The following is a 12,488-nucleotide window of genomic DNA, read 5'->3' as shown; positions in this document are numbered from 1 at the left end:
CCGGAGTTAATCTTATGAGCGCTGGCAAAGAACAACTGGAAGTGGAAGACGACCTCGCTGAGTCGGATGAGGACGCGGTAGAGACACCTGTAGAGGTAGCCAAGACCAATTTGAGCAAACGTCGCACTATCGACAATCTTCTGGAAGAGCGACGCTTGCAAAAACAGCTGGCCGATTACGACTTCGATCTGTGATCGATGCGTGAACGACCGGAAGCCTCCCTGACGGAGGCTTTTTTCTGCCGGATACACGGGTTTTGAGTGGTGCAACGTCCTCCTACACCAAGCCGTTGCGCTGGGCCAACTCGATCAGGTCCACAAGGGAGCGGGCATTGAGCTTGAGTAGCAGGCGAGTCTTGTAGGTACTGACGGTTTTGTTACTGAGGAACATGCCGTCGGCAATCTCCTTGTTGGTTTTGCCACGTGCCAGTTGCTGCAGCACCATCATCTCTCGCCCCGACAAGCGTTCAACCATTTCAGCTTCGCTGGCATTGCCCATGGTTGAACGCACTGAATTGAGCGCCTGGTTCGGGAAGTAGCTGTAGCCTGAGAGCACCGCCTTGATGGCGCTCAACAACTCGGTAAGATCCTGCTGCTTGCAGACATAGCCGGCCGCCCCTGCCTGCATGCAGCGCATGGAAAAATGGCCAGGGGCCTGGGACGTCAGCACCAGCACCTTGAACGATATGGCTTGCTTGGTTGAAGCCAACCGGCAAATCACCTCCAGGCCGTCGAGCTTGGGGATTCCGATATCCAGTATCACAATATCCGGCATGTGTTCCCGTGCAAGTTGCAACGCATCGACACCGTTATCGGTCTCGGCAACGACCTCATAACCATGACGCTCCATTAGCATGCGCACAGCAAGACGAATGACGGGATGATCATCCACGATCAGCACTTTATTCATGAGAAAGTCCAATTTCGCTGTTCGAATTATTTAGAGCAAACACAATAGCCTAGTCGATTACTAGTTGGCATAGCATTCCACCCCGAGCAACGGCAGGGAGAGACCCAACCCACAGGAAGATAGGAATTAGCCTACAAAAAATCGCAAACTTAGATGTATAGGGCTTTATGGATGCTTTCAGACTTTTCTCGACGCGCACATATTTTGAGTGAAATGTCCTTGGCATAAGCCTATGAAGGTAAACGCACCGCACAAGACTTTCAGGAAATACCCCTTGCCTGGAGCCTGGCTGCACGCAGAACGACAAGGAAAGCCCGTCTGTATTAGTTCCATTTAACATATTTATAGATTTCCATAATTCCTACAGAAGATTCAACGAATAACCTCGCTTTTGCAGTTACATGAGTGAATTTTCTGTCAGACATAGTTCCTTAGCAGATGTAAAAAATCATTCAGCGTTAAAAACAAAACGCAAAAAAGTAAAACAACCAGTAAAGTTTCAGAAAAAACACACTCAAGCACCCGCTAAACACTGATAAACATCATTGCCCTATTTATGTTCATCCAATAATAAACAAGCAAAAAAAATGGCCCCTTGGATAAGGGGCCATTTTTCACAACCGAGGCAACACTCAGAACAACGAGCGGCCCTTGTTGGCAGCAATCCGCATACGCAGGGCGTTCAGCTTGATGAAGCCCGCCGCATCCGCCTGGTTGTAGGCGCCACCGTCTTCTTCAAACGTCGCAATGTTGGAGTCGAACAGCGACTCATCGGATTTACGACCCGTGACGATCACGTTGCCCTTGTAGAGTTTCAGGCGCACAACGCCGTTCACGTGGGCCTGGGAGGCGTCGATCATCTGTTGCAGCATCAGACGCTCAGGGCTCCACCAGTAACCGGTGTAGATCAGGCTGGCGTACTTGGGCATCAGCTCGTCTTTAAGGTGGGCGACTTCACGGTCCAGGGTGATGGATTCGATGGCACGGTGAGCACGCAGCATGATGGTGCCGCCCGGGGTTTCATAGCAGCCGCGGGACTTCATGCCCACATAGCGGTTCTCGACGATGTCGAGACGGCCGATACCATGCTGGCCACCGATACGGTTGAGGGTCGCCAGCACGGTGGCCGGAGACATTTCAACGCCGTCCAACGCGACGATGTCGCCGTTGCGGTAAGTCAGTTCCAGATACTGTGGCTTGTCTGGAGCGTTCTCCGGGGAGACGGTCCATTTCCACATGTCTTCTTCGTGCTCGGTCCAGGTGTCTTCCAGCACGCCGCCCTCATAGGAGATGTGCAGCAGGTTGGCGTCCATCGAGTACGGCGACTTCTTCTTGCCATGACGCTCGATCGGGATCGCGTGCTTTTCAGCGTAATCCATCAGCTTTTCACGGGAGAGCAGGTCCCATTCACGCCAAGGGGCGATCACTTTTACCCCTGGCTTGAGTGCATAGGCACCCAGTTCGAAACGCACCTGGTCGTTGCCCTTGCCAGTGGCGCCGTGGGAAATGGCATCAGCGCCGGTTTCGTTGGCGATCTCGATCAGACGTTTGGCGATCAGCGGACGTGCGATGGAGGTACCCAGCAGGTACTCACCTTCGTAGACAGTGTTGGCGCGAAACATCGGGAATACGAAATCGCGGACGAACTCTTCGCGCAGGTCGTCAATGTAGATCTCTTTCACGCCCATGGCTTGCGCCTTGGCACGTGCAGGTTCGACCTCTTCGCCCTGACCCAGGTCAGCGGTGAAGGTCACCACCTCACAGTTATAAGTATCCTGCAGCCACTTGAGGATCACCGAAGTGTCCAGGCCGCCGGAATACGCGAGAACGACCTTGTTTACGTCGGCCATGCCATCACTCCACGGGGTTGTACGGAAAGGCAACGATTCTACCGATCAAAACCGCGAAATTACAGGGGCGCGACAGCAAATGAAGATAAAGCGACAGATTATGTCGAGTGGGCGACCGATGGTCGCACCTACGAGGTAGCCGCCGGGTTGCTCGGTACCGTGGCTTGGGATGCCGGTTTCTCGGGGGCAGCGACCCGCTCAAGCTGGATATTCACACGGCGGTTGCGGGCGCGGTTGGCGGCACTGGTGTTGGGTGCCAGAGGGTAGCTCTCGCCGTGGAAACGCAGGGTGATCTGCGATTCCTGAATGCCATTGGCCTTGAAGTAATCCATCACCGCCAGGGCGCGGCGGCGCGAGACGTCGCGATTGGTCAGGCGATTGCCACTGTTATCCGAGTGGCCGTTCAACTCGACATGATTGACGGTAGGGTCGGCCTTCATGAACGCAAGAATCACAGACAGCTTCTTCCTGGCGGCAGCGTCCAGCTCAATGCCGCCACCGGGGAATCCGACTTCAGTCTGCTTGACCTGATCGTAATTCATGGGCAACAGCTTGGCAGTGCACGACTGATAGTCGCTGTAAGCCTTGCTGAACCTCACCGGCAGCAGACGCACCTCCGAGTACCCGCCCTCGCGCGCGTAATGCCGTACGGTCGGGCTGCGCCCCTCAAGCAATCCAGTGAACAGGCGCCCGGCCTGGGCCTGGGAGCTATTGAACAGTACGTCGCCACTGCCGACACGTACCGCCCCGAGGTTGATATCGCCTCGGCCCGGCTGCCAGGGCGCAGCGGCGGCCAACAAGGTTGCCGAGCCTGCGCCAAACGCACCGTTATAGGCTTTCAGGCGAAACGTCGCCTGCTCGCCGGCCCGGCGCACGAACTCCCCGGAACCAAAGTCGGTGATCGGCTGCGTCAGGCGGCACTCGAACTGGTCGCCCTCTACCTTCCACTCAATATTCTCCAGACGGGTCTGGAACGTGAGGGCCATAGCGGGCAGGCTGGCGAACACACTGAGCAGGGCTAGATAATGCTGGCGCACGGGAGGCTCCACTGGTTTCTACAACACTTCAAAGCGTCATACATCGTTAGGGCATACCCGGGGATATCGGTCGCATCCGGCAAAACTTGATAGCGAGTGCCTGCAAGAGTCTTTTCCGGTAGCATTCCCACCAGATTGACCCGCCTGGAATCCCCAATGTCCGACCGCCTGACCCTGCTGCGTCCCGACGACTGGCATATTCATCTTCGCGATGGTGCTGCGTTACCCCAAACCGTGGCCGATGTGGCGCGCACGTTTGGCCGTGCCATCATCATGCCTAACCTGGTACCTCCGGTGCGCAATGCCGCAGAAGCCGACGCCTATCGCCAGCGTATTCTCGCTGCACGACCGGCCGGCAGCCGCTTTGAACCGTTGATGGTGCTCTACCTGACCGACCGCACCCAGCCTGAAGAGATTCGCCAGGCCAAGGCTAGCGGCTTCGTCCACGCTGCCAAGCTCTATCCGGCCGGCGCGACCACCAACTCTGATTCCGGCGTGACCAGTATCGACAAGATCCTGCCGGCGATCGAAGCCATGGCCGAAGTTGGTATGCCGTTGCTGATCCATGGGGAAGTGACCCGTGGCGATGTGGATGTTTTCGATCGCGAGAAAATCTTCATCGACGAACACATGCGTCGTGTGGTCGAGTTGTTCCCGACTTTAAAGGTAGTGTTCGAGCACATCACCACCGCCGATGCCGTGCAGTTCGTCACCGAAGCTTCGGCTAACGTTGGCGCGACCATCACCGCTCACCACCTGCTCTACAACCGCAACCACATGTTGGTGGGCGGAATTCGGCCGCACTTCTATTGCCTGCCGATCCTCAAGCGCAACACTCACCAGGTGGCACTGCTGGATGCCGCCACCAGCGGCAGCCCGAAGTTCTTCCTGGGCACCGACTCGGCGCCCCACGCCCAGCACGCCAAGGAAGCCGCATGCGGTTGTGCCGGATGCTACACGGCGTTTGCCGCCATCGAGCTGTATGCCGAAGCATTCGAACAGCGCAATGCCCTGGACAAACTCGAAGGTTTTGCCAGCCTCAATGGTCCGCGTTTCTACGGCCTGCCGGCGAATACCGACCGCATTACCCTGGTCCGTGAAGATTGGACCGCCCCCGCCAGCCTGCCGTTTGGCGAGCTGACCGTTATCCCGCTGCGCGCCGGTGAAACACTGCGCTGGCGCCTGCTGGAGGAAAGCAAGTGAGTGAAGACCATTACGATGACGAACAAGAGCACAGTGGCGGCGGCTCGCGCCACCCGATGGCCGAGCGTTTTCGCGGTTATCTGCCGGTTGTCATCGACGTAGAAACCGGTGGCTTCAACTGCGCCACCGACGCCCTGCTGGAAATCGCCGCAACCACCATCGGCATGGACGAACAGGGTTTCGTGTTCCCGGAACACACCCACTTCTTCCGTGTCGAGCCGTTCGAAGGCGCCAATATCGAAGCCGCGGCCCTGGAGTTCACCGGGATCAAGCTCGACCACCCGCTGCGCATGGCCGTCAGTGAAGAAGCAGCACTGACCGATATCTTCCGTGGCGTGCGCAAGGCGCTGAAGGCCAATGGCTGCAAACGCGCGATCCTGGTCGGCCATAACAGCAGCTTCGACTTGGGCTTCCTGAATGCCGCCGTGGCGCGCCTGGACATGAAGCGCAACCCGTTTCACCCGTTCTCAAGCTTCGACACTGCCACCCTTGCAGGCCTGGCGTATGGCCAGACCGTACTGGCCAAAGCCTGCCAGGCAGCGGGTATCGACTTTGATGGTCGTGAAGCCCACTCGGCGCGCTACGACACCGAAAAGACCGCCGACCTGTTCTGTGGCATCGTCAACCGCTGGAAACAGATGGGTGGCTGGGAAGACTTCAACGACTGAGCCTGCACCGCCCCTCCCATAAAAAAACCGGCCTTTCAGGCCGGTTTTTTTGTACCTCGACGCAGGCTTACAGCTTGCCGGCGTTCTCGGTCAGGTAAGCGGCAACGCCTTCTGGCGAAGCGTTCATGCCTTTGTCGCCTTTTTTCCAGTTGGCAGGGCAGACTTCACCGTGCTCTTCGTGGAATTGCAGGGCGTCAACCAGGCGGATCAGCTCTTCCATGTTACGGCCCAGCGGCAGGTCGTTGATGATCTGCGAACGCACGACGCCCTTGTCGTCGATCAGGAACGCGCCACGGAAAGCGACGCCGCCTTCAGACTCAACGTCGTAGGCCTTGGCGATGTCGTGCTTCATGTCGGCAGCCATGGTGTATTTGACTTTGCCGATGCCGCCGTCGTTGATGGCGGTGTTGCGCCAGGCGTTGTGGGTGAAATGGGAGTCGATGGACACGGCAACCACTTCTACGTTGCGCGCCTTGAAATCGTCCATGCGGTGGTCCAGGGCGATCAGCTCCGAAGGGCAGACGAAAGTGAAGTCCAGCGGGTAGAAGAATACCAGGCCGTATTTGCCTTTGATGGCTTCAGACAGTTTGAAGCTGTCTACGATTTCGCCATTGCCGAGGACGGCTGGAACGTCAAAATCCGGGGCTTGTTTACCGACGAGTACGCTCATTGGATATCTCCTGATATAGGGGGTGACGATTGAAGTAAAAGGACCGGTCGAGTCTGCCTGTGGAAGCAGACAGAAATATGACGCAATCACGCTTCGTGAAGACCGACCATCATACACCGAAAAAACCGTTCGTCAGCGCACGGGCAATTCCTCTCGGATTGCTGCTGAAACTATTTTGACAATCATTCTCGTTAACATTAAGATCCATCGCACTTAAGCCATAAACCCGCGACGGTTCTCACTTATGTATGTCTGCCTCTGCACTGGCGTCACCGACGGACAAATCCGCGAAGCGATCTACGAAGGTTGCTGCAGCTACAAAGAAGTGCGTGAAACCACGGGCGTTGCCAGCCAGTGCGGCAAATGCGCCTGCCTCGCCAAGCAAGTGGTACGGGAAACCCTGACGCAGCTGCAAACAGCCCAGGCCGCGATCCCCTACTCGACAGAATTTACACACGCCTGATAGGCATGTTTTAAAGAGCCGGACCTTGTGTCCGGTTTTTTTATGCCTGTAATTCAATTAGTTAGCGCCAAGACGCGGAACACAAACATTCTTATTCCGATTAATTTTCATTTATTATTCAATAACTTAGGTTTGACACTGGGATTTTCACCGCTCAGACTCCCCCTTATACACAGCTATTACAGGGCAGGACCCCAGTCATGAAAGGCGACATCTCAGTCATCCAGCAACTCAACAAAATCCTTGCCAATGAACTGGTCGCGATCAATCAGTACTTCCTGCATGCGCGCATGTACGACGATTGGGGCCTGGAAAAGCTCGGCAAGCGTGAATACAAAGAATCGATCAAGGCCATGAAGGACGCCGACGCGCTGATCAAGCGCATCCTGTTCCTGGAAGGTCTGCCGAACGTGCAGGACCTGGGCAAGCTGAACATCGGCGAGCACACTCAGGAAATGATCGGCAGTGACCTGGGCTTTGAGCGCAAAAGCCACAGCGACATCAAGGTAGCGATTGCCCACTGTGAGACCAAAGGCGATTTCGGCAGCCGTGAGCTGCTGGAAGACATCCTGGAAGACCAGGAAGAGCATATCGACTGGCTGGAAACCCAGTTGGGCCTGATAGACAAGGTCAGCCTGGAGAACTACCTGCAATCGCAGATGGGTGAATAACCCCTACATACAAAAAAGCCCCGCTCTCGTCAGAGAAGCGGGGCTTTTTATTGCAGGTCAATCAAGCTTCAGTCTTGGCTGCCGCTTTTTCCGCTGCGTCTTTGATCAGCGCTTGCAGCGAACCATCGGCTGCCATTTCAGTGATGATATCGCTGCCGCCAACCAGCTCACCGGCTACCCACAGTTGCGGGAAAGTCGGCCAGTTAGCGTATTTAGGCAGGTTGGCGCGAATTTCCGGATTCTGCAGGATATCCACGTAGGCGAACTTCTCGCCACACGCCATGATGGCCTGGGAGGCTTTTGCGGAAAAACCGCACTGAGGAGCGTTAGGCGCGCCCTTCATGTAGAGCAGAATGGTGTTGTTGGCAATCTGGTCTTTGATCGTTTCGATGATATCCATGGAACACCTCGGCTGGAACTTTGCGACTCACAGGTCGGCACGGTGGCGCATTGTAACGCAAAATCCCAGCGCAGTGCTCGGGCACCTCACGCAGCCGCCACTTGCACCGGCACCCCATTGAGCGCCGCATTACCCGATAACTCATCCAGTTGCCGCTCGTCGGTCAAGTCATTCGCACTCGCACCCGGCTGGCCGCTTGCGATGCTCATCTGCACGCCCGGACGATCATGACCCCAACCGTGAGGCAGGCTGACCACACCCGGCATCATGTCCGTGCTGGCCACGACTTCCACTTCGATCATGCCGATGCGCGAACTCACTCGCACTCGCTGACCATCGCTCAACTGCCGACTGGCCAGATCGTCGGGGTGCATCAACAGTTGATGGCGCGGCTTGCCCTTCACCAGTCGGTGATAGTTATGCATCCACGAATTATTGCTGCGCACATGACGGCGACCAATCAGCAGCAGTTCGTCCACCGCAGGCACCGGTTGCGCGGCAAAACGCGACAGGTCCGCCAGGATCACCGGCGGTGCCGCCTGCACCTTGCCATCGGCGGTTTTCAGCCGCGCGCCCAGGTTTGGCTGGAGCGGGCCCAGGTCTACGCCGTGGGGGTGATCGGCCAGCATCGCCACCGACAGCTTATGTACAGACGCATCACCATAAGTGCCGGCGCGCAGCCCGAAATCGATCATTTGCGCGGGCGGCATTGTGGGTTTGAGTGACACGCCGGTCTGCGCCGCAAAGGCTTTGGCCAAGCCGACGAAAATTTCCCAATCGTGCAGCGCGCCTGCGGGTTTGGGCAGGATCGCGCGGTTGAAGCGCGTGACGTTGCGCACCGCGAACATGTTGAAGGTGGTGTCGTAGTGGTCATTTTCCAATGCCGATGTGGACGGCAGGATCAGGTCGGCATAACGCGTGGTTTCGTTGATGTAGAGATCGACACTGACCATGAACTCCAACCCATCCAGCGCCTGCTCCAGTTGACGGCCATTGGGCGTCGACAGGACCGGGTTGCCGGCCACCGTCACCAGGGCGCGGATTTGCCCTTCACCTTCGGTGAGCATTTCTTCGGCCAAGGCTGACACCGGCAGTCCCCCGCCGTACTCGGGACGCCCGGACACGCGGCTCTGCCAGCGATTGAAATGCCCACCGCCAGTCGACGCCACCAGGTCCACCGCTGGTGTGGTGCACAACGCACCTCCCACCCGATCCAGGTTGCCGGTCACCAGGTTGATCAACTGCCCCAGCCAATGACACAACGTGCCGAACGCCTGGGTCGAGACGCCCATGCGTCCGTAGCACACCGCTTTATCGGCGGCCGCAAAATCTCGCGCCAATTGACGGATCTGCTCGGCAGGCACTGCACATTGGCGGCTCATGGCCTCGGCGCTAAAGTTGGCGATCTCCCGGCGTACGTCGTCCAGGCCTTCAACCGGCAAATGGCTGGCGCGGGTCAGCCCTTCAGCAAACAGGGTGTTGAGCACCCCGAACAACAACGCCGCATCACCGCCGGGGCGTACGAACAAATGCTGATCGGCAATCGCCGCCGTCTCGCTGCGTCGAGGGTCGACCACCACCACTTTACCGCCCCGTGCCTGGATGGCTTTGAGGCGTTTCTCCACATCGGGCACGGTCATGATGCTGCCATTGGACGCCAGCGGGTTGCCACCCAGAATCAGCATGAAGTCGGTGTGGTCGATGTCCGGGATCGGCAGCAGCAAGCCATGGCCGTACATCAGGTGACTGGTCAGATGGTGGGGCAACTGGTCGACGGAGGTTGCAGAGAACCGGTTGCGCGTCTTCAAAAGGCCAAGAAAATAATTGCTGTGCGTCATCAGCCCATAGTTGTGCACGCTGGGGTTGCCTTGGTAAACCGCCACCGCGTTCTGGCCATGCCGGGCCTGGATACCCGCAAGGCGTTCGGCTACAAGCGCAAAGGCACTTTCCCATGAGATCGGCTGCCATTCGTTACCAACCCGTAGCATGGGCTGGTGGAGGCGGTCCGGGTCATTCTGGATATCCTGCAGCGCTACCGCCTTGGGGCAGATGTGTCCGCGGCTGAAGCTGTCCAGGGGGTCGCCCTTGATCGAGGTGATCGCCAGGCGACCGTCTTCGGCTTGAGTCGTTTCCAGGGTCAGGCCGCAGATGGCTTCGCACAGGTGGCAGGCACGGTGATGGAGAGTCTTGGTCATGGCCAGTCTCTTTATAAGGGCTTTGGCCAACTATGGCCCGCGACCGCCCAGGGCGCCAGCAACCTTCGCGCTGTGAATCGACGGGCATAGGCAAAGGCATGGCTAACCATGAGCAAATGTTTCAGAAGCCTCCCGCGCACCGACTAAAACCGACACAACCTGGCCTGGGCCCGCCCCCGCGCATTGCAAAAGGTCGCGGCGCCAGTGTACAAATGGCCCGCTGCTGTCAGGAAATCGTCTTCAAACGCGCGTCAGCGCCCTGCTTGAACACTCTTAAAAACCGTAGCCCTATTGGTAAGACGCGACATTTAATGTCAATATCGCGCCTTCCCCTATTTCGTCGCCCCGTGCGGCTTTCGCCGCAGGTCTCGCCCGTTGTCACAATAAACAAGGCTTTGAGTATCTGCGGTCTGTTGCAAAAAGGTAGTTAATGATGAGCGCAAGGCACTTTCTCTCCCTGATGGATTGCACGCCCGAAGAGCTGGTCAGCGTGATCCGTCGAGGCATTGAGCTTAAAGACCTGCGTAACCGCGGCGTACTGTTTGAGCCCTTGAAAAACCGTGTACTGGGGATGATCTTCGAGAAGTCTTCGACTCGTACACGCCTGTCTTTCGAAGCCGGCATGATCCAGCTGGGTGGCCAGGCGATCTTCCTGTCCCCGCGTGATACCCAACTGGGCCGTGGCGAGCCGATCAGCGATTGCGCCATCGTTATGTCGCGGATGCTCGATGCCGTAATGATCCGTACCTTCGCCCACAGCACCCTGACCGAATTTGCCGCCAACTCGCGCGTGCCGGTGATCAACGGGCTGTCCGACGACCTGCACCCCTGCCAGTTGCTGGCCGACATGCAAACCTTCCTCGAACACCGCGGTTCGATCCAGGGCAAGACCGTGGCCTGGATCGGTGACGGCAACAACATGTGCAACAGCTATATAGAAGCGGCGATCCAGTTCGACTTCCACCTGCGTATCGCTTGCCCTGAAGGCTACGAGCCGAGCGCCGAGTTCATGGCCAAGGCCGATGGCCGCGTGCAGTTGCTGCGTGATCCGAAGGATGCGGTGGTCGGCGCACACCTGGTCAGCACCGACGTCTGGACCTCTATGGGCCAGGAAGACGAAACGGCCAAGCGCCTGGCCCAGTTCGCACCTTTCCAGGTGACACGCGCCCTGCTCGATACCGCAGCGCCGGACGTACTGTTCATGCACTGCCTGCCTGCTCACCGAGGTGAGGAAATCAGCCTCGACCTGCTCGATGACCCACGCTCTGTCGCCTGGGACCAGGCCGAAAACCGCCTGCATGCGCAAAAAGCCTTGCTCGAGTTTCTCGTCCCACCGTCGTACCACCACGCATGAGCCAGCCATTACTGCTGAACCTGCGCAATCTGGCATGCGGCTATCAAGATCAACGGGTGGTGCAGAACCTCAACCTGCACCTCAATGCCGGCGACATCGGTTGCCTGCTTGGCTCGTCCGGTTGCGGCAAGACCACCACCTTGCGCGCCATTGCCGGCTTTGAACCGGTACACGAAGGCGAAATCAGCTTGGCGGGCGAAGTCATCTCCAGTGCAGGTTTTACCCTGGCACCGGAGAAACGGCGTATTGGCATGGTGTTCCAGGACTACGCACTGTTCCCGCATTTGAGCGTGGCAGACAACATCGTCTTTGGTATTCGCAAACATCCGCAAAAGGATCGTGTGGTCGCCGAGCTGCTGGAACTGGTCAACCTCAAGAATCTGGGCAAGCGCTTCCCTCATGAGCTTTCCGGTGGCCAGCAACAACGCGTCGCCCTCGCCCGCGCCCTGGCGCCAGAGCCGCAACTGTTGCTATTGGATGAACCCTTTTCCAACCTCGATGGCGAATTGCGCCGCAAGCTCAGCCATGAAGTGCGCGACATCCTCAAGGCACGCGGCACCAGTGCGATCCTGGTGACCCACGACCAGGAAGAAGCCTTCGCGGTCAGCGACCATGTCGGCGTGTTCAAGGAAGGTCGTCTGGAGCAATGGGACACGCCCTACAACCTTTACCACGAACCGCAGACGCCCTATGTCGCCAGCTTTATCGGGCAGGGTTACTTCATTCGAGGTCGCTTGAACTCACCGGAGTCAGTGAGCACCGAACTGGGAGACCTGCGCGGCAATCGCGCCTATACCTGGCCCACAGGTGGCGCGGTGGATGTATTGCTACGCCCGGACGACATCGTCTACGCACCGGACAGCGCATTGAAAGCCCGGATCGTCGGCAAGACGTTCCAGGGCGCCTCGACCTTGTACCGGTTGCAACTGCCAACGGGCGCTCAGCTGGAATCGATTTTCCCCAGCCATGTTGATCAACAGGTGGGGACGGACGTGGGGATTCGAGTGGCGGCCGAGCATCTGGTGCTGTTCCAGGCGTAAGCGGTTATACATGTGGGAGTGGGCAAGC

General features: G+C 57.8%; 13 protein-coding genes. 7 read left to right on the top strand and 6 right to left on the bottom strand.

The window, feature by feature from the left end:
* Positions 1-14 precede the first annotated feature (14 nt).
* Complete coding sequence (locus tag E4O97_RS09230) at positions 15-194, top strand: hypothetical protein (protein WP_005785279.1); 180 nt, start codon at positions 15-17, stop codon at positions 192-194.
* 82 nt (positions 195-276) lie between these two features.
* Here E4O97_RS09230 and E4O97_RS09225 read toward each other — a convergent pair whose 3' ends face one another.
* The 3 genes from E4O97_RS09225 to E4O97_RS09215 all read right to left on the bottom strand — a co-directional run bounded on the left by E4O97_RS09225 (position 277) and on the right by E4O97_RS09215 (position 3,796).
* Positions 277-909 (bottom strand): response regulator transcription factor, encoded by a 633-nt coding sequence (locus tag E4O97_RS09225; RefSeq protein ID WP_005785278.1) that lies wholly within the window; start codon positions 907-909, stop codon positions 277-279.
* 632 nt (positions 910-1,541) lie between these two features.
* Entirely contained in the window at positions 1,542-2,759 is a 1,218-nt protein-coding gene (locus tag E4O97_RS09220; RefSeq protein WP_005785276.1) for an argininosuccinate synthase, read from the bottom strand.
* 128 nt (positions 2,760-2,887) lie between these two features.
* Positions 2,888-3,796 carry an OmpA family protein gene (locus tag E4O97_RS09215; protein ID WP_032877528.1) on the bottom strand — a complete coding sequence of 303 codons (909 nt, stop codon included), beginning with the start codon at positions 3,794-3,796 and terminating at the stop codon, positions 2,888-2,890.
* A 156-nt stretch (positions 3,797-3,952) separates the two neighbouring features.
* Here E4O97_RS09215 and pyrC point away from each other — a divergent pair, with 156 nt between their 5' ends.
* On the top strand, positions 3,953-4,999 hold the full coding sequence (gene pyrC, locus E4O97_RS09210) for a dihydroorotase (protein WP_005785273.1): 1,047 nt from the start codon (positions 3,953-3,955) through the stop codon (positions 4,997-4,999).
* Positions 4,996-5,667: a ribonuclease T gene (gene rnt, locus E4O97_RS09205; protein ID WP_005785271.1), complete on the top strand. Its 672-nt coding sequence runs from the start codon at positions 4,996-4,998 to the stop codon at positions 5,665-5,667. The genes pyrC and rnt overlap by 4 nt, the downstream gene beginning before the upstream one ends.
* A gap of 67 nt (positions 5,668-5,734) precedes the next feature.
* Here rnt and E4O97_RS09200 read toward each other — a convergent pair whose 3' ends face one another.
* Entirely contained in the window at positions 5,735-6,337 is a 603-nt protein-coding gene (locus E4O97_RS09200; protein WP_003172097.1) for a peroxiredoxin, read from the bottom strand.
* Between the two features lie 244 nt (positions 6,338-6,581).
* Here E4O97_RS09200 and E4O97_RS09195 point away from each other — a divergent pair, with 244 nt between their 5' ends.
* Positions 6,582-6,800 (top strand): bacterioferritin-associated ferredoxin, encoded by a 219-nt coding sequence (locus E4O97_RS09195; protein WP_005785268.1) that lies wholly within the window; start codon positions 6,582-6,584, stop codon positions 6,798-6,800.
* Positions 6,801-7,000: 200 nt separating this feature from the next.
* Positions 7,001-7,471: a bacterioferritin gene (gene bfr / locus E4O97_RS09190; RefSeq protein ID WP_248161193.1), complete on the top strand. Its 471-nt coding sequence runs from the start codon at positions 7,001-7,003 to the stop codon at positions 7,469-7,471.
* A 61-nt stretch (positions 7,472-7,532) separates the two neighbouring features.
* Here bfr and grxD read toward each other — a convergent pair whose 3' ends face one another.
* Together grxD and E4O97_RS09180 are read right to left on the bottom strand one after the other, a co-directional pair.
* Complete coding sequence (gene grxD, locus E4O97_RS09185; RefSeq protein ID WP_005785264.1) at positions 7,533-7,871, bottom strand: Grx4 family monothiol glutaredoxin; 339 nt, start codon at positions 7,869-7,871, stop codon at positions 7,533-7,535.
* Positions 7,872-7,957: 86 nt separating this feature from the next.
* The gene (locus E4O97_RS09180) at positions 7,958-10,066 is read right to left on the bottom strand and encodes a molybdopterin oxidoreductase family protein (protein WP_248161192.1); all 2,109 of its coding nucleotides are present in this window, start codon (positions 10,064-10,066) and stop codon (positions 7,958-7,960) included.
* Between the two features lie 433 nt (positions 10,067-10,499).
* Between E4O97_RS09180 and argF the strand changes: the two genes are divergently transcribed.
* Both argF and E4O97_RS09170 read left to right on the top strand, forming a co-directional pair.
* On the top strand, positions 10,500-11,420 hold the full coding sequence (gene argF / locus E4O97_RS09175) for an ornithine carbamoyltransferase (protein ID WP_057701405.1): 921 nt from the start codon (positions 10,500-10,502) through the stop codon (positions 11,418-11,420).
* Positions 11,417-12,460: an ABC transporter ATP-binding protein gene (locus tag E4O97_RS09170; RefSeq protein WP_078820412.1), complete on the top strand. Its 1,044-nt coding sequence runs from the start codon at positions 11,417-11,419 to the stop codon at positions 12,458-12,460. Before argF ends, E4O97_RS09170 begins: the two co-directional genes overlap by 4 nt.
* The last annotated feature ends 28 nt before the right edge of the window (positions 12,461-12,488 follow it).

The sequence above is a fragment of the Pseudomonas sp. W15Feb34 genome (assembly GCF_023127765.1).
In the GTDB taxonomy this organism is placed as follows: Bacteria; Pseudomonadota; Gammaproteobacteria; order Pseudomonadales; family Pseudomonadaceae; genus Aquipseudomonas; species Aquipseudomonas synxantha_A.
Note: the sequence above shows the minus strand (reverse complement) of the source record. Positions and strands in the feature narration are given on the sequence as shown.

Excerpts from the sequence above, each read along its gene's own strand:
- E4O97_RS09180 (WP_248161192.1), bottom strand. The coding sequence starts at position 10,066 with ATGACCAAGACTCTCCATCACCGTGCCTGCCACCTGTGCGAAGCCATC.
- E4O97_RS09230 (WP_005785279.1), top strand. The coding sequence starts at position 15 with ATGAGCGCTGGCAAAGAACAACTGGAAGTGGAAGACGACCTCGCTGAG.
- argF (WP_057701405.1), top strand. The coding sequence starts at position 10,500 with ATGAGCGCAAGGCACTTTCTCTCCCTGATGGATTGCACGCCCGAAGAG.
- bfr (WP_248161193.1), top strand. The coding sequence starts at position 7,001 with ATGAAAGGCGACATCTCAGTCATCCAGCAACTCAACAAAATCCTTGCC.
- E4O97_RS09225 (WP_005785278.1), bottom strand. The coding sequence starts at position 909 with ATGAATAAAGTGCTGATCGTGGATGATCATCCCGTCATTCGTCTTGCT.
- E4O97_RS09195 (WP_005785268.1), top strand. The coding sequence starts at position 6,582 with ATGTATGTCTGCCTCTGCACTGGCGTCACCGACGGACAAATCCGCGAA.
- pyrC (WP_005785273.1), top strand. The coding sequence starts at position 3,953 with ATGTCCGACCGCCTGACCCTGCTGCGTCCCGACGACTGGCATATTCAT.
- grxD (WP_005785264.1), bottom strand. The coding sequence starts at position 7,871 with ATGGATATCATCGAAACGATCAAAGACCAGATTGCCAACAACACCATT.
- E4O97_RS09200 (WP_003172097.1), bottom strand. The coding sequence starts at position 6,337 with ATGAGCGTACTCGTCGGTAAACAAGCCCCGGATTTTGACGTTCCAGCC.
- E4O97_RS09220 (WP_005785276.1), bottom strand. The coding sequence starts at position 2,759 with ATGGCCGACGTAAACAAGGTCGTTCTCGCGTATTCCGGCGGCCTGGAC.
- E4O97_RS09170 (WP_078820412.1), top strand. The coding sequence starts at position 11,417 with ATGAGCCAGCCATTACTGCTGAACCTGCGCAATCTGGCATGCGGCTAT.